At 60.9% G+C, this 26148-nt stretch carries 22 protein-coding genes; 2 read left to right on the forward strand and 20 right to left on the reverse strand.

Going from position 1 to position 26148, the window contains the following annotated elements:
* Positions 1 to 171 precede the first annotated feature (171 nt).
* From ACW9HX_RS07185 to argH, 4 genes are all read right to left on the reverse strand, one after another.
* On the reverse strand, positions 172 to 996 hold the full coding sequence (locus ACW9HX_RS07185; protein WP_457380041.1) for an ABC transporter substrate-binding protein: 825 nt from the start codon (positions 994 to 996) through the stop codon (positions 172 to 174).
* 39 nt (positions 997 to 1035) lie between these two features.
* The gene (locus ACW9HX_RS07190) at positions 1036 to 1800 is read right to left on the reverse strand and encodes an amino acid ABC transporter ATP-binding protein (RefSeq protein WP_457380042.1); all 765 of its coding nucleotides are present in this window, start codon (positions 1798 to 1800) and stop codon (positions 1036 to 1038) included.
* Between the two features lie 10 nt (positions 1801 to 1810).
* A complete protein-coding gene (locus ACW9HX_RS07195) occupies positions 1811 to 2689 on the reverse strand; it encodes an amino acid ABC transporter permease (RefSeq protein ID WP_457380043.1) in 879 nt (292 codons plus the stop codon).
* 150 nt (positions 2690 to 2839) lie between these two features.
* Positions 2840 to 4267 (reverse strand): argininosuccinate lyase, encoded by a 1428-nt coding sequence (argH, locus tag ACW9HX_RS07200; RefSeq protein WP_457380044.1) that lies wholly within the window; start codon positions 4265 to 4267, stop codon positions 2840 to 2842.
* Positions 4268 to 4566: 299 nt separating this feature from the next.
* Between argH and ACW9HX_RS07205 the strand changes: the two genes are divergently transcribed.
* Positions 4567 to 5532: a LysR family transcriptional regulator gene (locus ACW9HX_RS07205; RefSeq protein ID WP_457380045.1), complete on the forward strand. Its 966-nt coding sequence runs from the start codon at positions 4567 to 4569 to the stop codon at positions 5530 to 5532.
* 1 nt (position 5533) lies between these two features.
* Here the strand turns inward: ACW9HX_RS07205 and ACW9HX_RS07210 are convergent, their stop codons facing one another.
* Genes ACW9HX_RS07210 through arnB form a run of 10 tightly spaced genes read right to left on the reverse strand, consistent with a single transcriptional unit; the run spans position 5534 to position 16517 of the window.
* A complete protein-coding gene (locus ACW9HX_RS07210) occupies positions 5534 to 6052 on the reverse strand; it encodes a GNAT family N-acetyltransferase (RefSeq protein WP_457380122.1) in 519 nt (172 codons plus the stop codon).
* A gap of 54 nt (positions 6053 to 6106) precedes the next feature.
* Positions 6107 to 7705 (reverse strand): ArnT family glycosyltransferase, encoded by a 1599-nt coding sequence (locus ACW9HX_RS07215; protein ID WP_457380046.1) that lies wholly within the window; start codon positions 7703 to 7705, stop codon positions 6107 to 6109.
* A complete protein-coding gene (locus tag ACW9HX_RS07220; protein WP_457380047.1) occupies positions 7702 to 9081 on the reverse strand; it encodes a UDP-glucose dehydrogenase family protein in 1380 nt (459 codons plus the stop codon). The genes ACW9HX_RS07215 and ACW9HX_RS07220 overlap by 4 nt, the downstream gene beginning before the upstream one ends.
* On the reverse strand, positions 9078 to 9491 hold the full coding sequence (gene arnF / locus ACW9HX_RS07225) for a 4-amino-4-deoxy-L-arabinose-phosphoundecaprenol flippase subunit ArnF (protein ID WP_457380048.1): 414 nt from the start codon (positions 9489 to 9491) through the stop codon (positions 9078 to 9080). Before arnF ends, ACW9HX_RS07220 begins: the two co-directional genes overlap by 4 nt.
* Positions 9488 to 9832 carry a 4-amino-4-deoxy-L-arabinose-phosphoundecaprenol flippase subunit ArnE gene (arnE, locus tag ACW9HX_RS07230; RefSeq protein ID WP_065257283.1) on the reverse strand — a complete coding sequence of 115 codons (345 nt, stop codon included), beginning with the start codon at positions 9830 to 9832 and terminating at the stop codon, positions 9488 to 9490. The genes arnF and arnE overlap by 4 nt, the downstream gene beginning before the upstream one ends.
* Positions 9829 to 11478 carry a lipid IV(A) 4-amino-4-deoxy-L-arabinosyltransferase gene (arnT, locus tag ACW9HX_RS07235; RefSeq protein ID WP_457380049.1) on the reverse strand — a complete coding sequence of 550 codons (1650 nt, stop codon included), beginning with the start codon at positions 11476 to 11478 and terminating at the stop codon, positions 9829 to 9831. The genes arnE and arnT (ACW9HX_RS07235) overlap by 4 nt, the downstream gene beginning before the upstream one ends.
* Positions 11475 to 12359: a 4-deoxy-4-formamido-L-arabinose-phosphoundecaprenol deformylase gene (arnD, locus tag ACW9HX_RS07240; protein ID WP_197867802.1), complete on the reverse strand. Its 885-nt coding sequence runs from the start codon at positions 12357 to 12359 to the stop codon at positions 11475 to 11477. The genes arnT (ACW9HX_RS07235) and arnD overlap by 4 nt, the downstream gene beginning before the upstream one ends.
* On the reverse strand, positions 12359 to 14350 hold the full coding sequence (gene arnA / locus ACW9HX_RS07245; protein ID WP_457380050.1) for a bifunctional UDP-4-amino-4-deoxy-L-arabinose formyltransferase/UDP-glucuronic acid oxidase ArnA: 1992 nt from the start codon (positions 14348 to 14350) through the stop codon (positions 12359 to 12361). The genes arnD and arnA overlap by 1 nt, the downstream gene beginning before the upstream one ends.
* Complete coding sequence (arnC, locus tag ACW9HX_RS07250) at positions 14347 to 15372, reverse strand: undecaprenyl-phosphate 4-deoxy-4-formamido-L-arabinose transferase (RefSeq protein ID WP_457380051.1); 1026 nt, start codon at positions 15370 to 15372, stop codon at positions 14347 to 14349. Before arnC ends, arnA begins: the two co-directional genes overlap by 4 nt.
* Positions 15369 to 16517, reverse strand: coding sequence for a UDP-4-amino-4-deoxy-L-arabinose aminotransferase (arnB, locus tag ACW9HX_RS07255; RefSeq protein WP_457380052.1), 1149 nt, complete (start codon positions 16515 to 16517; stop codon positions 15369 to 15371). Before arnB ends, arnC begins: the two co-directional genes overlap by 4 nt.
* Positions 16518 to 16889: 372 nt before the next feature.
* On the opposite strand from arnB, the gene ACW9HX_RS07260 reads away from it, so the two are divergent.
* Entirely contained in the window at positions 16890 to 17828 is a 939-nt protein-coding gene (locus ACW9HX_RS07260; protein ID WP_457380053.1) for a site-specific integrase, read from the forward strand.
* 7 nt (positions 17829 to 17835) lie between these two features.
* On the opposite strand, the gene ACW9HX_RS07265 is transcribed toward ACW9HX_RS07260, so the two are convergent.
* The 6 genes from ACW9HX_RS07265 to pmrG all read right to left on the reverse strand — a co-directional run bounded on the left by ACW9HX_RS07265 (position 17836) and on the right by pmrG (position 25879).
* Positions 17836 to 18894: an ABC transporter ATP-binding protein gene (locus ACW9HX_RS07265; RefSeq protein WP_457380054.1), complete on the reverse strand. Its 1059-nt coding sequence runs from the start codon at positions 18892 to 18894 to the stop codon at positions 17836 to 17838.
* Positions 18891 to 20486, reverse strand: coding sequence for an ABC transporter permease (locus ACW9HX_RS07270; protein ID WP_457380055.1), 1596 nt, complete (start codon positions 20484 to 20486; stop codon positions 18891 to 18893). Before ACW9HX_RS07270 ends, ACW9HX_RS07265 begins: the two co-directional genes overlap by 4 nt.
* 3 nt (positions 20487 to 20489) lie before the next feature.
* On the reverse strand, positions 20490 to 21503 hold the full coding sequence (locus ACW9HX_RS07275) for an iron ABC transporter substrate-binding protein (protein WP_457380056.1): 1014 nt from the start codon (positions 21501 to 21503) through the stop codon (positions 20490 to 20492).
* Positions 21504 to 21705: 202 nt separating this feature from the next.
* Positions 21706 to 23235, reverse strand: a complete 1530-nt coding sequence (locus ACW9HX_RS07280) for an ArnT family glycosyltransferase (protein ID WP_457380057.1) — start codon at positions 23233 to 23235, stop codon at positions 21706 to 21708.
* On the reverse strand, positions 23232 to 24944 hold the full coding sequence (arnT, locus tag ACW9HX_RS07285; RefSeq protein ID WP_457380058.1) for a lipid IV(A) 4-amino-4-deoxy-L-arabinosyltransferase: 1713 nt from the start codon (positions 24942 to 24944) through the stop codon (positions 23232 to 23234). The genes ACW9HX_RS07280 and arnT (ACW9HX_RS07285) overlap by 4 nt, the downstream gene beginning before the upstream one ends.
* A gap of 281 nt (positions 24945 to 25225) precedes the next feature.
* Positions 25226 to 25879: a lipopolysaccharide core heptose(II)-phosphate phosphatase PmrG gene (gene pmrG / locus ACW9HX_RS07290; protein ID WP_457380059.1), complete on the reverse strand. Its 654-nt coding sequence runs from the start codon at positions 25877 to 25879 to the stop codon at positions 25226 to 25228.
* Positions 25880 to 26148 lie beyond the last annotated feature (269 nt).

Below are 26148 nucleotides of genomic sequence, written 5' to 3' on the forward strand. Positions count from 1 at the left end.
GTGTTCTGGAGGGTTACATCGACCTGAAAAGTCGAGTCGAACTCAGGCTCAAAAAAAACAAGTCGAACTTAGATTTTGAACAGCACACAAATCGGCTCCCTTTCCCCCTCGCCCCCCTGGGGGAGAGGGATGGGCGGGCGGCGTTCCGATGAGGGGGAGCGATCTTGAACGTTACTTGCCCGCGTTAATGGTCACGTCCTTGATCGCACCCAGCTCCAGATCCCACTTCTTCAAAATCGCGCCATAACTCCCGTCATCCACCATGCTCTGCAGCGCCACCTTCACCGCTTCACTCAGCTCAGGCTTCTTCTTGCTCACACCCAACCCGGTGAACTGTACGGAGATCGGCTGGCCGACCGTTTTGTACATGTCCTTTTCCTGGGTCTTGAGGTACGACAGGGTTTCGCTGCCCTGCATTGCCGCGTCGATGCGGCTCTGGCGCAGTTGGGCGCGGGCGTCGGCCGAGCCTTCGGTGCCGATCACGTTGATCGCAGGTTTGCCTGCGGCTTCACAGTGTTCCTTGCTCCATGCGGCGATTTCAGCCGGGAACGTGGTGCGGCGGCTAGTGCCGACTTTCTTGCCGCACAGGTCGGTGATTTCGTTGGTCGCGGTGTTCTTCTGCAAGGTGTAGAACTGCGGGCCGCTGGTGAAGTAGTCGACGAAGGTCACGCTGGCCTGACGCTCGGCGGTGTCGGTCATGCCCGACAGGACCATGTCCACGCGGTCTGTGGTCAGGGCGTTGATCATTTGCTCGAAGCCGGTTTCCTGCCACTTGATCTTCACCTCGAGGCGCTCGGCCAAGGCGTTGCCCAGGTCGTAGTCCAGACCGGTGAGCGTGTTGGTGGCCGGGTCCTTGAAATCCATCGGCGGATAGTTGGGCATGATCGCGACGACGATCTCGCCTTTTTCCTTGATGCCGGCCGGCAATTCGGCGGCGAAGCTGACGCTGGAAGCCATCAGGCCTGCGAGTACTGCTGGGATAACGAAATTCTTCATGGACGTTCTCTTATGAGTGTTGTGAAGGCCAAAAGGGCCTCAGGTTCGAACGGCAGAAATGAAGCTTTGGGTGCGCGGGTTTTGCGGACTTATTAGTATTTCTTCGGGGCTTCCAGCCTCCACGATCTGTCCGCCGTCCATGAACACCATGCGGTTGGAAACTTCCCGGGCGAAGCCCAGTTCATGGGTGACGACGATCATGGTCATGCCGGTCTGCGCCAGATCGCGCATCACCGACAGCACCTCACCGACCAGTTCCGGGTCGAGTGCCGAAGTGGGTTCATCGAACAGCATCAGCTTCGGTCGCATGGCCAGGGCGCGGGCAATCGCCACCCGTTGCTGCTGACCGCCCGACAGTTCGATCGGGTAGCTGTCGCGTTTGTCGGCCAGGCCGACCCGGGCCAGCAGTTCCAGGGCTTCTTCGTGCGCCTCCTTGGGCGAACGCTTGAGCACCTGGCACGGGCCCTCGATGATGTTTTGCAGCACAGTCATGTGCGGGAACAGGTTGAAACGCTGGAACACCATGCCGGTGGCCAGGCGCTGGCGGGCGATCTGCGATTCGTTGAGTTCGTGCAGTTTGTGCCCGACGACGCGGTAGCCCACCAGTTCGCCATCGACCCACAGGCCGCCCTTGTCGATCTTTTCCAGCTGGTTGACGCAACGCAGCAGGGTGCTCTTGCCCGAGCCGGACGGGCCGATGATGCACAGTACTTCGCCTTGCTCGACCTCAATGTTGATGTCCTTGAGCGCGTGGTACTGGTCGTAATATTTGTTCAGGCTCACGGCCTTGACGATGTTTCTCATGACGGATTCCTCAAGAACGCTTGCCGGCGCCGCGAGCGAAACGACGCTCCAGACGGCTTTGACCAAAGGACAGGACGGTGACGGTGGCCAGGTACCAGATACCGGCGACGATCAGCAGCTCCATGACCCGGGCGTTGGCGTAGTAAATGTTCTGGGCGTTGTAGAGCAGTTCCGAGTACTGGATCACGCTCGCCAGCGAGGTCATTTTCACCATGCCGATGAATTCGTTGCCGACCGGCGGAATGATGATGCGCATGGCCTGGGGCAGGATGATCCGGCGCAGCGCTTGCAGGCGTGGCATGCCGATCGACTTGGCCGCTTCGTACTGGCCGGTGTCCACCGACAGCAGACCGGCACGCACCACTTCAGCGGTGTAGGCGCCCTGATTGATGCTCAAACCGAGCAGGGCGGCCACGAAGGGTGTCATCAGGCTTACGGTGTCGAGCTGGAACAGACCGGGTATGCCGATGGTGGGGAAGATCAGTGCCAGGTTGAACCACAACAGCAGTTGCAGAATCAGCGGCGTACCGCGAAACAGCCAGGTGTAGGTCAGCGCCACGTAACGCAGGATCGGGTTGGCCGACATGCGCATGATCGCGGTGATCACCCCGAACACGATGCCCAGTGCCATGGCCAGCACGGCCATGATGATCGTGTTGAACAGGCCCCACATGATCGCTTCGGAGGTGAGGAACTGGCCGATGTACGACCATTCGATCTTGCCTTCGGCGAAGGCCCGCACCAGACCGATGATCGCGATCACAATCAGCGTGGCGAAGAAGATCCGCCCGTAATAGCGCCGTGGCACATGCTGGTACTGGGTGATATCGAACTGGTTTTCCGCCAGTTTGCGCTCCGCCTGGAGTCGTTCTGCCTGAGTCTGGCTCATGGTGTTTCTCCGAACTGTACTTTCAAATCCACCGCATTCCACTGTGGGAGCGAGCCTGCTCGCGATTGCGGTAGCACTCTCGACATCTCTGCTGGCTGACCCATCGCCATCGCGAGCAGGCTCGCTCCTACAGGGTTTGCGTATTGGCCGTTAGAGGCGGAAGCCCTGGTAGTTTTCGGTCCACTGCTGCTGCGCGGCGAGGGCGGTTTTCAAACGGCCGATCTGCTCGCGCACCTGTTGCGGTGCGGTGCCGCCCCAGCCGCTGCGGGCAGCGATGGCGGCTTCCAGGGTCAGGCTGTCACGCACGTCTGCCGTGAGGCGCGGGTCGATCTCGGCCAGCAGCGCCGGTGAGGCTTCCCACAATTCGAGGCTGTGTTTTTCGCAGGCCTGCACCAGTGCTCCGGTGATTTCGTGGGCTTCCTTGAACGGCACGCCGCGCACCGCCAGCCAGTCGGCGACTTCGGTGGCGAGGGTGAAACCCAGTGGCGCCTGACGTCGCAATTCTTCGACGTTGACGGTCATGGTCGCGACCATTCCGGCCATCGCCGGCAGCACCAGCAACAGGGTGTCGACGCTGTCGAGCACGCCGTTCTTGTCTTCGCTCAAGTCGCGGTTGTACGACAGTGGCAGGGATTTGAGCGTCGAGAGCAGGCCGGTCAGGTTGCCGATCAGGCGGCCAGCCTTGCCCCGGGCCAGTTCGGCGATGTCGGGGTTTTTCTTCTGCGGCATGATCGAACTGCCGGTGGCGTAGGCGTCGTCCAGATCGACCCAGCGGAACTGGCGCGACGACCACAGGCAGAACTCCTCGGCCAGCCGCGAGATGTTGATCCCGAGCATGCTGGCGATGAACAGGAATTCGGCAACGTGATCGCGGCTGGCCACAGCGTCGATGGAGTTTTCGCAGACCCCGGCGTAGCCCATTTCCTTGGCTGACTGCTGCGGCTGGCGAGCAATCGCGGAGCCGGCCATGGCCGCGGCACCGAGGGGCGACAGCGAAGTGCGCGCGTCCCAGTCCACCAGCCGTTGCACGTCACGCAGCATCGATTGCGCGTGGGCCAGCAAGTGATGGGCAAACACGATCGGCTGTGCCTGCTGCAAGTGGGTGAAGCCCGGGCAGATGCTTTCGACGTGCTGCTCGGCCTGATCCACCAGTGCCGTTTGCAGGGCCAGCACTTCCACCGCCAGGGTGCGGACGTGATCACGCAGGAACAGGCGCAGATCGTTGGCGGTCTGGTCGTTGCGCGAACGGCCGGCACGCAGCTTGCCGCCCAGTGCGCCGAGGCGCTCGGTCAGCAGGCGCTCGATGAAGGTGTGAACGTCTTCGTCGTCCAGCGTCGGGGCGATGCGCCCGGCAGCGAAATCGGCACCGATGCCGTCCAGGGCTTCGATCATCGTGCGGGTTTCCTGCTCGTCCAGCAGGCCGGCACGTTGCAGTTCCCCGGCATGGGCCTTGGAGCCGGCCAGATCGTACGGCGTCAGGCGGAAATAGCGCTCGGGGCAACGGGACAGGGCCGCCAGGGCTGCGGAAGGGCCGCTTTTGAAACGGGCACCCCAGAGACGGTCGGTGGTTTGAGACATTTGTTGTTTTCCTCGTCGGTAACGCGAACTGAAATCGGTGTGCATGGCCTTGAAAAAACGCGCCGAACAATCAGCAGACGGAATCAGGCCAAAGCAGTTTTCAAGAGGGCAGTTGCAAAGAGACAAGAGCTGATCGAAGTGTCAGCTTTTAATGTTTGGCGATCAGTGAATTGGCACTGATGTTCGGAATTTTTTGGCGGTTGCCAAGGCTTGTTTTCTGTGATCATTATTATTAGCCGGCGATGTTTTTGTTGTTGGACACAGATTGTTGAACATTGCGCCAGAGGTAAATCAGCATTATGGAAACCCCACTTTCCAATTCCGGAAACCCGCCGCTGAAAACGGCTCACCGAGCGCCACTGGCCCTCAGCGGACTGGATTTCAAACTGCTCAAGGTGTTCAAGGCCGTGGTCGAGGCGGGAGGCTTCAGCGCCGCGCAAAACGAGCTGAACGTGGGCCTTGCGGCCATCAGCAAGCAGATCTCCGACCTGGAAATCCGCATCGGCATGCGCCTGTGTACCCGGGGGCGCGAGGGGTTTCACCTGACCGAAGAAGGACGTCTGGTGTATCAGGCGTCGATTGATCTTTTCGCGTCGGTCGACAACTTTCGGGATCGGCTTAGTTCAGCGCAGAACGAACTTATCGGTGATCTTGGTGTGGGCGTTATCGACAATACGATCAGCGACCTTAATTCACCGTTAGTTGCGGCGCTTAAAAGAATAAATGAAGAGTCGCCGAAAGTAAGGTTTCAACTTCAGGCCACTCAGCTGGATGAGGTAGAAAGAGGCGTAGTAGAGGGGCGCCTGGTGGCGGGAATTGTGCCGGTCTATCAAAAGCGCGAAGAGTTCGATTATTACCCGTTATATGAAGAACGTTCGGAAGTTTACTGCGCTGTCGGCCATCCGTTGTTCGACATGCCCGAGTCACAGATGAGCAGCAACGTGCTGCAGGATTACGAGTGCATCAACCACCGCTACGCGATCCATCGCGACAAACTGAATTTTGCCCGCTACGACAGCTTTTCCGCCTCGGCGACCCAGGTCGAAGCCGTGGCGCTGCTGATCAAGACCGGGCGCTTCGTAGGCTTCCTGCCCCGGCATTACGCGGCCACGCTGGTGGCGGCGGGGCAGTTTCGTGCGGTGTTGCCGGAGCGAATCAACATCGCCACGCCGTTCAATCTGATCCTGCGTCACAACACCGTGCGCAGTCCGTTGGTGAAGGCGTTCGCTCAGGCGTTGGGCGTTGATCTGAAGGCACCGCTATAACTCAGCGCAGCGTCAGCCGCATTGCGCAACGGCGTTCACCGGGTAATCCGTGGGCAATTTCACTGTTCAGGAACTCGACCAGATAGGCAGCGGTTTCGTGAGCGCTCAACAGGGTAAAACCCATTCGTTGATAAAACGGCGCATTCCACGGCAGGTCGCGAAAAGTGGTCAGTGTGATCGCCTCAAGTTGCCGCTGTCGCGCGTGTTCAATCACGCCCAACAGTAACTTGCGACCGATGCCCCGGCCCTGAAAGTGTTGGCTGACGGACAGTTCCTCAACGTGCAACTGGTTGTCGATTTCAACGGCTCTTAAAAAACCTGCAAGTTGTCCGTCGGAGTTTTCTGCAACCCATACATTTGCGTGCTCGATGGCCTGCAAATGCAGCGCTGCATCCGCTACGTCGGCGTCGGCCAGCCAGGCCAGTGTCGGGTCGAGGCGGAACAGCTCGGCGGCCGAGCGTTCGATGGCGGGGAGGGTGGCCGCGTCGGCGGGCCGGGCGAGGCGAATAGTGAAGGTCATGCTGTAGCGGCCGAAGGCTGTGATCTTGCGCAAGATCGCAGCCTTCGCCGGGCACTACAAGGGTTTCAGATACAACAGCACGTAATCGTTCTTGTCGAAGCGACCGCTCAGTACCGGTTGCAGGCTGGCCAGCGGCGTGCCTTGCAGCGATTGCAGGTCCTTGCTGTCCATGATCAGCCAGGCCGGGGCCTTGAGGGCTTCGAGTTGCTGAACGGTTTCGGTGAACTGCGGTTGCAGGTCCTGTTCGACGTTGACCATGAACTTGATCGCCTTGGCGTCCTTGCCCATGCCATGCAGCACCAGTGGGGCCGGGTTCTGTTGAACCTGGGCGAACGCCGCACGACTGAAGGAACGGGTGTCGTAGAGATCCCGTTCTACCGGTTCGAACACCGCCGCATAGACCGTCCACAACGCCAGCACCGCGCTCAGGGCCAGCACTTCGGCACGCCAGCGCGGCTTCCACAGTCGGGACAACGCCAGCAGTTGCAGCACACCCAGCACGATCAGCACCGGCATGACACCGGTCAACAGCTCCGGGAACTTGCGTCGCGCAACCAGCAGGGCAACGATCAGCAACAATGGTGTCAGCAGCCACAAGGCCTGAATGACACCGCGCAACCACGCGAACACCCGACCGTGAGCCACCTGGAACGGGTACGCCGCGATGATCGCTGCCATCGGCAACATCGGCAGCAGGTAACGCGCCTTCTTCGCCTGTGGAATCGACAGGCCGACCATGACGATCAACCCGGCCGCCGCGCAATATTGCACCAGCCGCAACGCCGGCCCACGCTGATGCGGTTTGCTCAGCCATGCCGCCGCCAGCACCACAATGGCCAGCGGATAAGCCAGCGCGTAGTTGCCCAGCGAACTGGTGAAGTAGTACAGCGAGCCGCTGACACCTTCACTGCCATCCATGCGCCCCATGAACTGCATGCGGATCACGTCTTGCAGAAAGGCCTCGCCACCGCTGAGCTTGGCCAGCCACAACAACAGGCCGACACACACCGCGAGCAGGATCGACGCCAGCACACCGAACACGAACAGCCGTGCCCATTGGCGGTTGAGCAGGTAATAGCTGCAGAGCATGCCGGTTGGCACCACAAGGCCGATCGGCCCGCGGATACCGAAACCCAGCAACAACAGGACGAAGATCAGCGGCCAGCGCCGGCCGGAGCCGAAATGGTCGTGTGCGTAGCCCAGGTAGAACACCGACAGCGCCACGGCAGCCAGCATCAGGTCTTGCGACACCGCCCGGACTTCCGTGATGAAGGTGCTGGTGAGCATCAGCAGCGCAATGCTGATCAATGCCCAGCGTTGCGAATGTACCGCCAGCAAGCGGTACATCAACGTCACGATCACCCCGCCGGCGATGGCGCTGGGAAGCCACGCCGTCAGCGTATTGATCGCACCGAAGGGCAGGGACAACAGCCAGATGAACAGCGTCGATACGGCCGAATAATCGGCGTACGGCTGGCCATAAGTGGTGGGGAATACCGTCGGCCCGTGTCTCAGCATCTCCTGGGCAAACAGTACAAAACGTGAATCGAAGCCAATGGGTGCCTGTCCGTAAACCCCGGCGATAAACAACAACAGTGCCAGCAGCCCTGCGATCAGGGACTGCCGGCGGATGGCAGGCGACAACGAGATCAAGCGACGTCCGCGGTGTTAGGCCATTGTTGCAGCGGGATCGGCAATTTGCGCGAATCCCCACGGCCGATCGGGAAGTATTTGAAGCCATTGCGTGCCAGGCGATCGGCGTCGTACAGGTTACGGCCGTCGAAAATCACCGGGTCCTTGAGGCGTTGCTGGATCAGGTCGAAGTCCGGGGCCTTGAACTGCTGCCATTCGGTGCAGATGATCAGCGCGTCGGAACCGGACAGTACCGATTCCGGGGTGCCCATCAGCATCAGTTTTTCTTCGTTCGGGTACAGATGCTGGGTTTCCTGCATCGCTTCCGGGTCGAAGGCGCGAACGCTGGCGCCGGCGGCAAACAGCGAGTCGAGCAGGACGCGGCTAGGCGCGTCGCGCATGTCGTCGGTGTTCGGTTTGAACGCCAGGCCCCACAGGGCGAAGGTCTTGCCGCGCAGATCACCTTTGTAGAACGCATTGATGCGGTCGAACAGCTTGTGCTTCTGACGTTCGTTGATCGCTTCGACCGCTTGTAGCAGGTCGCTGGAGCAATGCGCCTGTTCGGCACTGTGGATCAGCGCGCGCATGTCTTTGGGGAAGCACGAGCCACCGTAACCGCAACCCGGGTAGATGAAGTGGTAACCGATGCGCGTGTCGGCGCCGATGCCCTGGCGAACCGATTCGATGTCCGCCCCCAGGTGTTCGGCCAGTTCGGCGATCTGGTTGATGAAGCTGATCTTGGTCGCCAGCATGCAGTTGGCGGCGTATTTGGTCAGTTCGGCGCTGCGCAGGTCCATGAACATGATGCGGTCATGGTTGCGGTTGAACGGCGAGTACAGGTCGCGCATCACGTCGCGCACTTCATCGCCTTCGCAGCCGATGACGATGCGGTCCGGACGACGGCAGTCGGAGACCGCCGAACCTTCCTTGAGAAATTCCGGGTTGGAGACGATATCGAACTGCAAGGCGCGCCCGGCCTTGTCCAGTGCGGCCTGGATGTGCGCACGCAAGGTGTCGCCGGTGCCGACCGGTACGGTGGACTTTTCCACCAGGATCAGCGGCTGTTCACGATGACGGGCAACGGCATCGCCCACCGACAGTACGTATTTCAGGTCGGCCGAGCCATCCTCGCTGGACGGTGTGCCCACCGCAATGAAGGCTACGCGACCGTGAAGCACGGCGGTTTTCTCATCGGAAGTGAAGTGCAGACGACCGGAATCCAGGCCTTCACGAACCAGACTCGACAGGCCCGGTTCGAAGATGCTGACGTGACCCTGGCTGAGCAGTTCGACCTTCTTCTGATCGATATCCATGCACACGACATCGTGGCCGACCTCGGCCAGAACCGCGGCTTGCACCAGGCCGACGTAACCGCTTCCAAATACTGTGATTTTCATGGAGCACTCCTCAAATCGGGCACTTTTGCCGGACGAGTGTTGATAGTGATGACCCCGAGCATGACCAGTGCCACGCCCAGTGATTTGGTGAAACTGAAGGATTCGTTGAACAGCGGCAGGCTGGCCGCCAACAGGTACACCAGCGCATAGCTGATGCTCAGCAGTGAATAGGCCCGGCCCAGCGGCAGGTCGCGCAGGGCGGCGAGCCAGCAGAGCATCGACAGCGCATAAGCGAGAATGGCTGTGAACACCACCGCCAGCGCCGTCAGATCGACGTTGCCGGTGGTCAGCGCGGACAACCATTGTTCCGGCTGCGGCAGGCGCGTCATGCTCCAGCGCATGCCCAGTTGGGCGCCGCTGACCAGAAACACGCTGCCAAGGGCGAAGCCGATTCCGCGTCCCTGGCTCATGACTGTTGCCCCAGCAGTGCCACGCCGCCGATCACCAGCGCCACACCGATCCAGTGTTGGCGATCGATCGGTTCGCGAAACACGAAACGCGCGATCAGCGTGATCAGCACAAAGTTGAGGCTGAGCATCGGGTAAGCGATACCCACTTCAAGGCGTTGCAGCACCAGCAACCAGACCAGCAGCCCCGAGCCCAGTGCGAACAGGGCCAGCCACAGCCACGGCGAGCGCAGTTTGTCGGCCCAGGACGAGTCGACCCCGCGCCAGCTTTCCACCGCATACTTTTGCGCGACCTGGCCCAGGCACGTCAGCAGACACGCCGTCAGCAACAGCAACCAACTCATGACGGATCCTTGGGCAGGACGATGATCACCAGGTTGCCTTGCTCATAACGGGTGCCGTCCTTGGGCAGCAGGTCCACTTCGTGCAGTTCGTCGTCGCCCTTGACTCGCATGACCACGCCGACCGAGCCGGTGCGGCGGGCATCGCGTACCCACTGCTGGACTTCGTCGGTGGTGATCCGCTGTTCAGCGCCTTCTGGATAGCTCAGGCCGTACTTCAGCTCGCCCACGGTGTTGTACAACGCCACCTTGGGTTGCTTCAGGCGCCAGGCCAGTGCCGAAGCGGCACCCAGATCGTTACTCAGCAGGTGAGTGGTGCCGGACAGCTCGTCCAGGTGATGGAGGATGAACTGATCCGGGGTCTTGTTGGCCACCACGGACTTCGGCAACGCGGCCGGCAGTACACCGATCAGCAGCAGGCTGCCGAGCGCCGGAGCGGCCCAGCATTGCAGCGGCAGAAACGCCTGTGCCAGGTTGGCGATGATCCAGCCGATCAGGGCAATGAACACCAGCACCATGCTGTGCAGCTCATGGTCGTACACCGGTTTTTTCAATTGCAGGTAAACCAGTGCGATCAGCGTGACGACGCCCAGCACCAGGTTCAGCACGCCATTGATAGTCAAGGCCCGGCCCTGTTCCAGACGCAAGCGGTCGGCTAGCGCATGACCCAGCAACAGTGCCAGCGGCAGCAGGCACGGCAGGATGTAGGTCGGCAGCTTGCCGTTGGCCAGGCTGAAAAACGCCAGCGGCATTACCAGCCACAGCAGCAGGAAGGCAATGCCCGGTTGAGCACGGGTCTGCCAGGCCTGCTTGAAGGCCGGCGGCAGCATGCCGACCCATGGCAGGCTGAACGCGACCAGCAACGGCAGGTAGAACCACCACGGCGCATCATGCTGAGCGTCGTCACCGGCAAAGCGGCGGATGTGTTCGTGCCAGAAGAAGAACCGCCAGTAATCCGGTTCCTGACTGTGCACGGCCAGCACCCACGGCAAGCTGACGATGATTGCCACGGCAATCGCCACCGGACCGTAGATCAGCAGTTCACGCCAGCGCTTCTGCCAGAGCATCCACGGCAGGGCGATCAGCACCGGCAGCAGCCAGGCGAGAAAACCCTTGGTCATGAACCCCATGCCACAGGCCAGCCCCAACACCGCCCAACTTGCCAGACGCTGCCCGGTGCTGCGGCTGTCGACGGCAAACCACAGGGCTACGAGGCTCAGGTTGACCCAGAAGGTGAATTGCGGATCGAGGTTGGCATAACCAGCCTGACCGGCAACCACCGTGAAGCTCATGTAGAGGAGGGCGCAGATGAAGCTTTTGCTCGGCTCGTTCCACAGGCGACGGGCAACCAGGAAGCACAACAGCACACTCAATCCGGTGCTGAGGGCCGAGGCGAAACGCACGCCGAACAGGTTCTGCCCGAACAGTTCCTGGCCCAGCGCGATCATCCAGTAACCGGCAATCGGTTTCTCGAAATAGCGCAGGCCCATGAAATGCGGGGACACCCAGTTGCCGCTCAGCAGCATGTCCTGGCTGATCTGTGCGTAACGGGTTTCATCGGGAATCCACAAGCCATGCGTGCCGAGCGGCAGCAGGTAAGCCAGCAGGATAAGTCCGATCAGCAGCGGCAATGCCCAGCGTTTGCTCATGCGCCTTGCACTCCCAGCCAGCCTTCACGGCCTTCGAGGGCGCCACGTTGCACACGGCCGACAGGCAATGTGTTGAGAAACTCGGGCAACAGATCGCCCAAAGGCTTGAACTCGATATGTCGCTGGCGTGCATCGGCCAGCAATCGACGAAACTCTTCGGCCATCAGAATCCCTTCTACTTCGGCATGAATGGTGTAGTTGTTGAGGTTGTCCGGACGGAACCGGTCAAGGATGAAGGCGTTGAAGTCCTTGGCCGCCACGGTCGGGCCGACCACCTCGTCGAAGGTCGGCATGTCCACCGGAATCTGCGGCGCACCCACCGAACCGTCGGCCAGCAGCGGTCGAAACAGTTGTTGCCCGCGGCAATCGCTGTTGTAGCGAAAGCCGAAGGTTTCCTTGGCTTCGATCACGCGTTCGTCCGCACGCCAACCGGCGGCGGCCGAGCACTGGATCTTCTCGCCGATGATGTCGCTCAGGGTGTCGACGCCGCGACGGATCTGTTCGATCAGTTGCGCGTCGCTCCAGGTGCCGGCATTGGCCTGCCAGCCATGGTGATCCCAGGCGTGCAGGCCGACTTCATGACCGGCGTCCCGGGCCTGACGCATCAGGTGCCCGAGATCGCGACCGATCGGCTTGCCCGGCCAGGCGGTGCCGGCCAGCAGAATGTCCCAGCCATACAGGCCGGCGGCATTGGAACGGAGCATTTTCCAGAGGAATTGCGGACGGATCAGGCGCCACAGATGTCGGCCCATGTTGTCCGGGCCGACACTGAAGAAAAACGTTGCCTTGACCTGCGCTTCGTCGAGGATTTCCAGCAACCGGGGCACCCCTTCACGGGTGCCTCGGTAGGTGTCGACATCGATACGAAGACCTGCCTGCATCAACGCTTGTCCGCGATTTCGAGCATGGCTTCACGCAGGAAGAAGTCCAGGGTGTTGCCGATGGTCTCGCGCATTTCCACGGTCGGCTCCCAGTTCAACAGGCGCTTGGCGTTGGCGATGCTTGGCTTGCGGTGTTCCACGTCCTGGTAACCGGCACCGTAGAACGCCTTGCTTTCCACGTCGCGGAAACCGGCGAACGGAGGGAAGTTGGAGCGCAGCGGGTGAGCTTCGAACTGACGCAGCAGTTCTTCGCCCAGTTGACGGATGCTCGCTTCGTTTTCCGGGTTGCCGATGTTGATGATCTGGCCGTTGCAGACATCGTTGTCGTTATCGATGATGCGTGCCAGCGCTTCGACGCCGTCAGCGATGTCGGTGAAGCAGCGTTTCTGCTCGCCGCCGTCGAACAGACGGATCGGGGTGCCTTCCACCAGGTTGAGGATCAGCTGGGTGATGGCGCGGGAGCTGCCGATACGGGCCGAGTCCAGACGGTCAAGGCGCGGGCCCATCCAGTTGAACGGACGGAACAGGGTGAAGTTCAGGCCTTTGGCGCCGTAAGCCCAGATCACGCGGTCCAGCAGTTGCTTGGAAACCGAGTAGATCCAGCGCTGCTTGTTGATCGGGCCGACGATCAGGTTGGAGCTGTCTTCATCGAAGTTCTTGTCCTGGCACATGCCATAGACTTCCGAGGTCGACGGGAAGATCACGCGCTTGTTGTACTTGACGCAGTAGCGAACCAGTTTCAGGTTCTCTTCGAAGTCCAGTTCGAATACGCGCAGCGGGTTGCGGGTGTACTCGATCGGGGTGGCGATGGCTACCAGCGGCAGGACCACGTCGCACTTCTTGATGTGGTACTCGATCCACTCGGAGTGAATGCTGATATCGCCTTCGACGAAGTGGAAGTTCGGGTGGCTACGCAGACGCTCGATGGCATCGGAGCCGATGTCCAGGCCGTAGACTTCGTAGCGGTCGTCACGCAGCAGGCGCTCGGACAAGTGGTTACCGATGAAGCCGTTGACGCCCAGGATCAGCACGCGAGTGCGACGTGGTGCCCGGCCGGATTCGGCGCCGCGCAGCAGCGAACCGTCTACCAGACCCAGTTCGTTGGCCAGTTGCGGGCCGCTCAGGTACAGGCCGTTGTCGTTGCGCTGACCGGCGTTGATTACCAGCGAGTCTTCACCGCAGGCGATACGCAGCGGATCGACGCTGATCACGCGGCCGGGGGCCTGGCCTTCGTTGCCCTTGACGACTTCGGCGCTCCACACGATCAGCTTGTGCTCGCCCACAGCGCAGAAGGCGCCTGGATAAGGACGGGTCACGGCGCGAACCAGGTTGAACAGCTCCTCGGCCGGTTTTGCCCAGACCAGTTTGCCGTCAGCCGGGGTACGACGACCAAACACGGTGGCCTTGGATTCGTCTTGCGGGGTTTCGGTGATCTTGCCTTGCAGCATGTTCGGCAGAGTGTCGCGCAGCAGGTCGCTGGCGGCAGTGCGCAGTTTGGCGTGCAGGGTCAGACCGGTGTCGCTGCGCTCGATGGCAACGCGTTGCTGGGCGACGATGGCGCCGGCATCCGCGCGCTTGACCATACGGTGCAGGGTGACGCCGGTTTCGGTTTCGCCGTTGACCAGCACCCAGTTTGCCGGTGCGCGGCCACGGTAGCGAGGCAGCAACGAGCCGTGCAGGTTGAACGCGCCTTTTTTGGCCAGGGCCAGCAGCGGCTCGCTCAGCAGGTTGCGGTAGTAGAACGAGAAGATGTACTCAGGGTCGAGCTTGGCGATGCGCTCGATCCACAGTGGGTGGTTGGCGTCTTCCGGCGCGTGCACCGGAATACCTTTGTTGGCGCACAGTTGCGCAACCGAGGCGTAGAAGGCGTTTTCCTTCGGATCATCGGCGTGAGTGAACACGGCTGCAATGTCGTAGCCGCTGTTCAGCAGGGCTTCAATGCCGGCGCAGCCAATATCGTGGTAAGCGAAGACAACGGTTTTTGCACTCATGAGAGAACCTGATCGGAAGAAGTGGAAGTAGAAGAGAGACCATCAACGGTGACCGCAGGTGCCGGGGAGGCCGGCTGACTGCGCAACACCTTTTCAATGAAGAAACGCGGGCGGGCTCGCACGTCGCTGTACATGCGCCCCAGGTATTCACCCAGCAGGCCCATGCCGATGAACTGGCCACCGGTAAACACGAACAGCACCGCAAACAGTACGAAGGTGCCGTCACCGGCCCAACCCGCGCCGAACGCCAGACGCAGGACGATCAGCGCAACGGCGAACAGTGCACCCAGACCCGCCATGGCGAAGCCAACGATGCTCAACAAGCGCAAAGGCGTGGTGGTCATGCAGGTGACCAGATCGAACATCAGGTTGATCAGGCGCATCGGGCTGTATTTCGAATCACCGTGTTCACGCTCGGCGTGGGCCACGACGATTTCGGTGGTGTGACGGGCGAAGCTGTTGGCCAGGATCGGAATGAACGTGCTGCGTTCGCGGCAGGCGAGCATCGCGTCGATGATGGTGCGGCGATAGGCGCGCAGCATGCAGCCGTAGTCGCTCATGGCAACACCGGTGGAGCGTTGCACGGCGAGGTTGATCAGCTTCGACGGATAACGGCGCAGCGCCGAATCCTGGCGGTGGCCGCGTACGGTGCCGACCACGTCGTAACCCTTCTCGGCCTCGGCCACCAGGCGCGGGATTTCTTCCGGCGGGTTTTGCAGGTCGGCGTCGAGGGTGATCACCACGTCGCCCTTGCACTGTTCGAACCCGGCCATGATCGCCGCGTGCTGACCGTAGTTGCGGTTGAGGATGACCGCTACGAACGGGCTGTTTTCACGCCCGGCGGCTTCTTCCAGCATGTTGGCGGATTCATCGCGGCTGCCGTCGTCCACCAGCACGATTTCGTAGGGATGTTTGAGTTGGGCACAGGCTGCCTCTGTGCGGCGAAGCAGCTCAGGCAGACTGTCCTGTTCGTTGTAGACCGGGATGACGATCGACACGCAATTAATCGGGTAAGGTCTCACGAGCGTTTGTCCATAAGGGTGGCGATGGCACCGACAACACGATCCAGATCCTGATCGGTCATGTCGGGGAACAGCGGAATCGAGCACAGCCGCGCCGAGTTCCATTCGGTGTTGGGCAGATACAAATCAGGGTCACGCTGGCGATACCAGGTGTGCAGGTGGGTGGCAATGAAGTGGATACCGGTGCCGATGCCTTGCTCCTGCAGGCCCTTCATGAAGGCTTCGCGATCCATCCCGCAGCGCTCGCTGTCGATGCGCAGGATGAACAGGTGCCAGGCGTGCTGTTGGGCGTACTGCGGCACCGCCAGCGGTTGCACGGGCAGACCTTCGAGTTGTTGCAGGTATTGAGTGGCAAGTTCAGTACGGCGGGCGTTGATGGCGTCCAGACGTTGCAGTTGCACCAGGGCAATCGCGGCGTTGATGTCAGACAGGTTGTACTTGAAGCCAGGCTCCATGACCTGGGCCTGCGGCTTGCGGCCACCGGTCAGGCGGTCGTAGGCATCGACGCCCAGACCGTGGAACTTGAGCATGCGTACGCGGCTGGCCAGGGCTTCGTCGTCGGTGACGAACATCGCGCCTTCGGCGCAGGTCATGTTCTTGATCGCGTGGAACGAGAAGATCGCCGTGCCGTGGGAACCGACGTGGCGGCCCTTGTAGTAGGTGCCAGCGGCGTGGGCGGCGTCTTCGATGACCGCGATGCCGTGCTTGTCGGCGAGGGCATACAGCGGATCGAGATCGAACGCGGCGCCGGCGTAATGCACGGGAATGATGGCTTTGGTGCGAGGCGTGATGGCGGCTTCGATGCGGGCCGCGTCGGTCATCAGGGTGTCGCGGTCGACGTCGACGAACACCGGCGTGGCGCCGAGCAGCGAAATCATGTTGGCGGTGGAGACCCAGGTCTGCGACGGCGTGATGACTTCATCGCCGGGGCCGATGCCCAGGGCCAGCAGGGTGATGTGCATCCCGCCAGTGGCAGACGACAGTGCAACGGCGTGCTTGCAACCTACGTACTGCGCGAACTGTTCTTCAAGTGCCTGGTTTTTCGGCCCGGTGGTGATCCAGCCTGAACGCAGTACCTGTTCGACGGCCGCAATTTCCTCATCGCCGATACTCGGGCGGGAGAAGGGGAGAAACGCCTGACTCATGGACACCTCATTGCGAAAAAAATGGACAGATCCATCTGTTCATCGGATCCAATCCCAGCGTAGACGCAAAAAACGGGTTTTGCATCAACGAGTTGCTTGACCAGCATGACGTCGGGGTTTGGTTGACTTTTCAGGCGTTGCCCGGCAGGTTGGGCGGTACCGACTGAGGACCTATCTAGCTAAGGTTATTCCCGATTTTGTGAAAGGAATATGAAAAACCGGTCGGTGAATCGTTTATCTGAAATTCATACAGCCGCTGTTCAGACTTCTGCGGCTTTATCGGAAAAGTCCTACTACAAGACTCTTCTTTACATCAAGTTCATTGCAGTTGTTAGTTGTTGTGCTGGACTGTTTTTACTCAAGGCCTTTCGTTTGAGCAGCTTATCCGTTACCCCTTCAGAATCCACCCCAAGTAATCCTTTGTCCTTGTATCTGGCGCGTTTGGCACCTTCCAGCCAACTCACCATGCGTTACGTTTTGCAGGATGCCGCCGACCGTCTCGGTTTTGAAGACATGAATGTCGAGGACATTCCGTGGCACGCCTTACAACCGGAAGATGTTGTGGCGTTAGTCGCGGCATTGCGTGCAGACAACTATGCCCCCAACACCTCTTCACTTTATGTAAATGCCATTCGCGGCGTGATGAACGAAGCCTGGCGCATGAGCCTGATCTCCCAGGATCACCTTCTGAAGATGCGTTCGGTCAAGGGTATCGCCGGCACGCGACTGTCTCAGGGGCGCAACCTGAAGCGCACGCTGATTCACGAGCTGATGGAAGTCTGCGCCGCGGATCCGCGCCCGCAGGGCCTACGAGACGCCGCCGTGATTGCACTGTTGTACGGCACGGGGATGCGCAAGTCGGAATCGGTGGATCTGGATTTGAGCCAGGTGGACTTCACTGAACGCAGCCTGTGCGTCAATGCCAAGGGCAACAAGCAACTGATCAAGTACGCGCCGGCCTGGGCGTTCGCCAAACTCAATGCCTGGCTGGAGTTTCGCCGCTCAGAGCTGAAGGAAGGTGAAAGCGACGATGCGTTTCTGTTCAACCGCATCCGCCGCGGCAGCCACATTACCCGCGAGCGCATCACCAAGCACGCGATCTATTACATCGCTCGCCAGCGCGGCACTCAGGTCGGGGTGAAAATCATGCCCCACGATTTCCGGCGATCGTTCATCACACGGGTGATCGAGGAGCATGATCTGTCGATTGCCCAGAAACTGGCGCACCACAGCAATATCCAGACGACCGCCAACTACGACGTGCGCGACGACAACGAGCGGCGCCGCGCCGTGGATCGTTTCGATCTGTAGCTGAACGTCAGGACGTTCCGAAGACGTGGGCGGCCCCGAGTATCGACAGTTGCACGGCGCTGCCGGCCGGTGGCGCGTGCATCCCGGTGCTGCGCACCAGCAGCGAGCGGCCGGACGCTTCGCTGGCCGTGGCACGCAACTCGACCGTCAAAGTGCAGGTGTTACCGCCGAAGTCGCGCTCGGTCACGACGGCGTTACAGCCCTCCGGATCGGCGGGGTGGTCTGACAGTAGCAACTGTTCCGGGCGCAACATGATCTGCGCCGGACCGGCAAAACCATTGCTGTTCACCGCCACTCGCCCAAGATCGCAATGAGCCCAGCCGGCCTCGATCTGCGCCGGCATGACCACCGCTTCGCCGAGAAAACGTGCGGTCTGCTCGTCGTCCGGATAGCGGTAGAGGTCCATCGGATGCCCCGATTGCACCAGTCGCCCGTCACGCATGACGGCCAACTGATCGGCGAACGACAACGCTTCGCTTTGGTCGTGGGTGACCAGAATCGTCGTTACCCCGGCCTCTTCGAGCAGGCGCGCGACCATTTTGCGCATGGCGCCACGCAGGCCCGTGTCGAGAGCGGAAAAGGGCTCATCCAGCAGCATCAGGCGCGGCTGCTGGGCCAGTGCCCGAGCCAGTGACACCCGCTGCTGTTGGCCGCCGGACAGCTCGTGGGGCCAGCGCGTGGCCATGTTGGCGTTCAGGGCCACGCTGTCCATCAGCGCCTGAATACGATCGGTTCTGACGCTGCCGGTCTCGGTGAGCCCGAAACCGATGTTGTCCGCCACGGTCATGTGCGGAAACAGCGCGCCATCCTGCGGCACATAGCCGATCTGCCGCTGGTAGGCGGGCACGGCGTGGGTGCTGTCGACCAGCGTCTGACCGTTGAGCTTCAGGCTGCCTGCGTCGGGAAACTCGAACCCGGCGATCATCCGCAACAGCGTGGTCTTGCCGGAGCCTGACGGGCCGACGATCACGGTGCGGCTGCCCGTCGGGACGGACAGGTTGATGGTGTCCAGCGCCGTTTGTGCGCCAAAGGATTTACTGAGATTGATGATTTCGAGGGCGTTCATCGGCCGGCACTGCGCCTGGATTGGTGATAGAGGATGGCTGTGAGCGGCAGCGAAAGCACCACCATCAGCAGGGCGTAAGGCGCTGCGGCGGCGTAGTCGATTTCGCTGGTCATGGCCCAGAAACCGGTGGCCAGGGTGCGCGTGCCGTTGGGCGCGAGCAACAGGGTTGCGGTCAGTTCATTGGTGATCGCCAGGAACACCAGCGCAGCACCTGCTGCCGCACCGGGCGCGGCCAGGCGCAGGGTGATCAGCCACAAGGCGCTCAGGGGCGAGCGGCCGAGGCTTTGCGCGATGTTTTCCAGCTCCACCGGCGCCTGGGCGAAACCGGCCCGCAGGCTGACCAGCGCTCGCGGCAGGAACATCAGCAGGTACGCCAACAGCACGGTGATGGTGGTCTGGTAGATCGGCCGGGCGAAGTGGATCGTCACGGTGACCAGCGCCAGTGCCACGACAATCCCCGGCAGAGAGCTGGTGATGTAGTTGCAGCCTTCAAGCAGACGCTGCAGCTTGCCGGGCGCACGGATCGACAGCCAGGCAATCGGAATCGCTGCAAGGCTGGTCAACAACGCACCGGCCACGCCGAACGACAGGGTCTGAAGCAGCGCCGGCAACAACTCTTCACCTTGCCAGACCTCGGCGCCGCCGGCGATCAGCCATTTACCCAGTGTCAGCATCGGGACGCCGAGGGCCAGCAGGCAGGTCAGGGCTTGCAGGCACAGGCCCAGCGCAGCGGTGCCACGTTTGAGGCGCACGGTCCGCTGTTCGCGGGCGCTGCCGGCCCCGACCCGGGCATAACGCGCCTGGCCTCGGGCGCTGGACTCAACGGTCAGCATCGCCAGACAGCACAGCGCCAACACACTGGCGAGCATGTTGGCGGCCGGACCGTTAAAGGTGGATTTGAATTGATCGAAAATGGCCGTGGTGAACGTATCGAAGCGGATCATCGCGTACAGGCCGTACTCGGCCAGCAAGTGCAGACCCACTAACAGCGCACCGCCACAGATCGCCAGGCGCAATTGCGGCAAGACCACCCGGAAGAACACCGCCCACGGCTTGAGACCGAGGGATTCGGCAACGTCTTCAATTGCCGGGTCGAGGCGACGCAACGTCGCCGCAATCGGCAAATACAGGAACGGAAAATAGGCGATCACCGACACCAGCACACCGGCCGGCAGTCCATTGATAGACGGAATCAGGCTGACCCACGCGTAACTGTGCACGAACGCCGGCACCGCCAATGGCGCGACCGCCAGCAGCGACCACAATCGCCGACCCGGCAGATCGGTGCGTTCGGTCAGCCAGGCCAGAGTCGTGCCCAGCACAATGCAGATCGGCAGGGTGATCAACACCAGCAATACGGTGTTGATCAGCAATTCGGCAACCCGAGGGCGGAAGATCAAGGCTTCGATGGTCGCCCAACCGGTGTACCACGATACGCCGATCACAAAACCGATCGGCAGTAATGACAGCAGTGATACGCCAATCGCCAGCGCGACCACCCAGGGACTACCGCGTCCGTTGAGGGCGCGGGTCCTGCGTGAAAGGTTGGCGGGGGGCGCCGCAGCGATCCCCGCCGGTAGAGTTTCAGGCATCAATTACAGGAGTCCTGCCTGGGTCATCAGCTCGACGGCTTTCTTGCTGTCGAGCTTCGATGCGTCGACTTTTGGCGCGTCCAAATCCTTCAATGGCACCAGTTTGGCGTTGGATGCTGCGTCCTTGCCCACGGCGTATTCAAAGGAGTTGCCGGTGCGCAGGACTTCCTGACCTTGCTTGCCAGTGATGTACTGGAGGAATTTCTGAGCCTCGTCCTTGTGTTTGCTGGACGCCAGCACGCCACCGCCGGAAATGCTCACGAACGCGCCCGGGTCCTGATGTTTGAAGTAGTGCAGAGCTGTGTTTTTGCTGTTTTCACCGGTCTTGGACTGATCGACAAAAGCGTAATAGTGATAGATCACGCCGCTGTCCACCTGGCCGGCGTTCACCGCTTTGAGTACGGAGCTGTTGCCACGGTAAGCGGTGAAGTTGGCTTTCATGCCCTTGAGCCATTCCAGGGTGGCGGCTTCGCCTTTCTGTTCCAGTACGGCGGCGACGATGGCCTGGAAGTCGGCACCGGCAGGGGATGCAGCCCAGCGACCTTTCCATGCCGGGGTCGCCAGATCCATCAGGGATTTTGGCAGGTCTTTTTCCGCCAGTTTGGCCGGGTTGTAGACAAAGACTGTCGAGCGAGCAGCGATACCGACCCACTGGCCGTGCGCCGGACGATAGGCCGCGCCCACTTGTTCAAGAGTGGCCGGGGCGACCGGAGCGAACAGCTTGGCGTTGTCCACCAGCACCATGGCCGGGGAGTTTTCCGTCAGGAACACGTCTGCCGGAGAGGACGCGCCTTCCTGCACGAGCTGGTTGCCCATTTCCGTGTCGTCGCCGTTGCGGATCGTGACCGGGATTCCGGTTTCCTCGGTGAAGCCCGCGACCCACGCCTTGGTCAGGGTTTCGTGCTGGGCGTTGTAGACCACGATGCCAACCGAGTCGGCGGCATACACCTGGCCGGCAGCGAGCAACGCCGTCGCCAGAGCAGCGTGCTTGAGAAAGGACGGAATGGATGGACTCATGACGGGGCAGCTCCTGTTTTTTTGACGTTATGGGCAATCGTTCGCGGGGGAATTTCAATGCGAATGATTTGCATATGTTGGCTGGCTGGCAATGTAGAGAGGCAAATGAGAAAAAAACGTCAAACAAACCGTTAATACATGTCATTGTCATTCAGGTTAGCAGTCACTTGGCGGGGACGCCGGGCGAACCCGGCGTTGTCTTTCAGGAGCCTTGGGGGAGATAGGCGACGCTTTGATCCTCACGGCCATGGAACACTTGTTCGCCGCGGGTCGGGGTGGTGGTGATGACTTGATGGTCTTGACCGAGCCTGGAGAGCGGCACGGGTTCGCCGGTGCGGTACTGGGCGACGAAGATCGTACGCTTCGGATCCCAGTGCTTGCCGCTAGTGCGTTCCAGCCATTCGAACATCGCTGCAGCATCGCCATCGCGAGGGAAATCACGGGTTTCCGGCACGTAGTAGAACGGCTCGCCGCCGGTCTGCAGGTACATCGGAACCTTGTTGTCCACCTCGACCATGACGAAGTGCCATTGGCTCAACGGCGCACGCTGGCTGGCTTGCAGGCGCACGGTCTCGCCGAAACGGATCGCGCCGCCACCGCTGTTGGTCCACGGGTAAAGCACGCCGAGGATCCCGGCCAGCAGGACGGTGGCCACGCCGAAACCGATTTTCAGGCCGCGCCCGCCGAACGGGCTCTCAGCATTGCGCGCGGCCATGCGCCGGGTGATCCACCAGGCGCCCAGCAACTGCGCGAACGGCACCAGCGGCAGCACGTAGTAACTGCGTCGACTGCCGCTGGCGGTGAAGAACAGCATCAACAACCCCAGGCCCTGAATCAGCCAGCGGGTGTCCGGCTCGATGTGTTTCCAGTTCCGCGCCGCAACCCACAGGGCGATGATCCAGCACGGCGCCCAGGGCAGGGTGTAGACCGGCAGGTACAACAAATAGGTGTAGATCGGGCCGATGTTGTCGAACGGCTGGAAAAACCGCACGACGTTTTCCCGCAGGACCAGCCCCAGGCCGCTTTCCCCGTAGTTCGGCGCGCCGTAGAGATGGGACAGCAGGAACGGCGTCATATAGAACGCCCCGGCAACTGCCAGCGCCGCGAGCAGCCGCAGGTTGAGATGACGCTTCCAGCGACCTTCATTCAGCAAGTGCGGCAACAACACCAGTCCGGGCAGGATAAAGCCGATCAGGCCTTTGAACAGCGAGGTCAGGGCCAACAAGCAACAGAACACGACGTAGCGCGAAAACCGGGTGTCATCCGGCCCGCGCCAATACCACCAGACCGCTGCCAATACACCGCAAACTGTCAGGATGTCGGCGGTGGCGACCCGCGCCCAGAACACGAAATAGAAGGTGGTCGCCAGCATCCAGCCGGCGATCAGCCCCGTGCCTTTGCGAAACAGGCGTTCGCCCAGCAGATACACCAGCCAGACGCTGAGCCATGCCGACACCACCGAGGACAGGCGCAGCGACCAGTGATCGAGACTGCCGGTCAGCCAGGCGGTCGCGGTGATCAGCCAATACGACAACAGTGGCTTGTCGTAGTAGGGATCGCCCTTGAGGTACGGGTCGAAGTAATCGCCGCTTTGCAGCATCTGCAACGCGATGTTGGCCCAGCGGGTTTCCGCGCCCCAGAGTTCGCGACTGCCGAGTCCCAGCAGCAACATCAGGGCGCTGGCCGCCAACAGGAGCAGCAGGGCGCCCCGGTCGTTATTGCGCAAAGTCATGGCAGGCGCTGCGGGAAGATGAAGATCTGCAGATTGCCGCGTCGGTAATGCTTGCCATCCACCGGCAGCAATTCGACTTCCTGCTCTTCCTGCGTACTGTTGACGCGCAAGACCACACCGACCGCGCCTTTCTTCCGCGCCTCTGTCATCCATTGGCCGACGCCTTCCATGGTGACTTTACGCGCCGCCATGGCCGGGTCTTCGAGGCCGTACTTCAGTTCACCGATGGTGTTGAACAGATCCACTTGCGGGCGTTTCAAGCGCCACGCCAGCGCCGAGGCCGCGCCCAGGTCGTTACTCAGCAGGGACGCGGTTTCACTCAGTTCCTGTTGATGCTCGGCAATGAACTGGTCGGGCATCTTGCTGTTGACGATCTGCGCCGGCATGGCCGCAGGCAGTAGCGCCACCAGCAGACCGATCCCCAGTGCCGGCATCGCCCACAACGTCAGGGGGCGCAACACCTGCAAGGCGTTGGCGATGATCCAGCCCAACAGCACGATGTAGACCAGCGACAGGCTGAACATCTCGGTGTTTTCGTAGATTTCCTTGGTCGCTTGCAGATAAAGCAGCGCCACCAGCGCAGCGCTGGCGATGACGGTGTTGATCACGCCGTTCAGGCGCAGGACGCGACCACTGTGCTGATCCAGCCAGTTGACCACGGTCTGTCCCATCAGCAGCGCGACTGGAAGCAGGCACGGCATGATGTAGGTCGGCAGTTTGCCGCTGCTCAGGCTGAAAAAGGCCAGCGGCAGCAGGAACCACAGCGCAAGGTAAGCGGTTTTTGCCTCACGCTTCTCACGCCAGGTGCGCAGGAGCGTCGAAGGCAGCAGCACGGCCCACGGCAGGGTGGAAGCAAACAGCAACGGCAGGTAGAACCACCACGGACGGGCATGTTGCGCGGCATCGCCGGCGGCAAAACGACGGATGTGTTCGTGCCAGAAGAAGAACCGCCAGAAGTCAGGCTCCCGGTAATGAACAGCCAACACCCACGGCAGGCTGATCAGTAAGCAAACCACCACCGCGACCAGCCCGTAGCGCACCAGCTCGCCGAAGCGGCGCTGCCAGATCATGTAGGGCAGGGCGATCAGTACCGGCAGCAGCAAGGCCAGGAAACCCTTGGTCATCAGCCCCATGCCACACGCCACACCCAAGAGTGCCCAGCCACCCAGGCGGGCGCGGGGCGTACGACTGTCGATGGCAAACCAAACGGCGACCATGCTCAGGTTGACCCACAAGGTGAACTGCGGATCGAGGTTGGCATAGCCGGCCTGACCGGCAATCAGCCCGAAACTCATATAAAGCAGGGCGCTGGCGGCGCTGATGCGCGGGTTGTTCCAGAGCCGGCGGGCCATCAGGTAGGTCAGCCAGACGCTGGCGCCGGTACTCAGTGCCGAAGCGATACGCACGCCGAACAGGTTGTCACCGAAGATCGCCTGACCGATCGCAATCATCCAGTAACCGGCGATCGGCTTCTCGAAATAACGGATGCCCATGAAATGCGGGGCGACCCAGTTGCCGCTGAGCAGCATTTCCTGGCTGATCTGGCCGTAGCGGGTTTCATCGGGGATCCACAGGCCATGGGTCATCAGCGGCAGCAGGTAAAACACCACGAAAGCCAGAATCAGGCCGGGGATGGCCAGACGTTCGAAAGTCGTGGAGGGGGGGAAATGACGGGTAGCGTGTCGCAGCGGATTGTTTTCAGACGTCATGACAAAGCCTTGGTACCGAACGAAGTTCTAGTGTCGACGACCTGCCCGGCGCGTTCCTGGGCGGGCAGGTCATCGTGTTGAATGAATGCAGGTGTCGGGCGTTTCCTGTATCCAGAGAACTGCCATACCTCCAGGCTGAAGTTCTCGCGATAAAGCCAAGCTTAAAAAAAACAGTTGTCCAGTAAATCGGGGGCAGATACATCTCTCATTACAAATTAATGAAATCCGCTCTTGGCTAGTTGAAAAAAGTTCAGCCGCGCCGGCCCGATCCAACTAAAGCATTAATGACTATTGAGTTGGGACCAGGCGTCGGCATTCAGGATGCCCAGCACTTTAAGTTGCCCCTTGTCATCGATGCGTACGAACAGGGTGCTGCCGTACTCGGCGGCGATTGCGTGGGGGAAACCGGTCTGTTTTTCAAAGTCGCTGATGCAGCCGCTGTGGGTGACCAGTACCAGATTGTGTTGCGCCACTTTGTGCGCCACCACGTCGTTGCGCAGTGAAGAACCACAGGACTCAAGCCAGATCTGGGCGGTGGCGTCCTGCCCGAACATGGCGCGCGCCGTCTGCACGGTACGGGTCAGCGGGCTGGTGAATACCTGAGCCTGCTGCATGCCCAGCGCCACGAAGCCTTTGCCCACCAGCGTTGCAGAGTCGTTGCCAGCCTGGGTGATGCCATCGGCGGGGCCCAGGCAAAGATTGTCGGAGCGGTCGCAACGTTCGGCATGACGCACCAGTGCAACGACCTCGCCAGCCTGCCAGGCGTGGGTCAAATCGGCCTTGGCCGCATGACCGGCCTGACCCAGATCGATGGGCGAACGGGTCATCCAGACGAAGCCGCTGACCAGCGCAATGACCAGCAACGAACCGATGATGGTCAGCAGTCTTCCAAGTCGCAGCGTCCGGCGTTGTTTATATGTCGCTGTTAATTGCATCTGTCGCTCCACGGCATGCCCCTTGACGTCGCAGGCGAGATTGGCCGGCGATTTAACCAACTTTTATAGTTATGAACTTGAATAATGGCTGAACATTACGTTTCTGCTCGTTGGGGGGCAGTGAAGAACATGTGAAAAATTTGCGAGAGTTGGAAATGCGCAATTAATCGGGTGATTGATAACCAGACTCAAATACCCTTTTTTTACCGGCCTGGCTTAACAAATGTTTATGTTTGCGGTGAAGCTGCGCAGGTTCGGTCAATGTCGCG

Source organism: Pseudomonas sp. SDO52101_S400 (assembly GCF_054071635.1).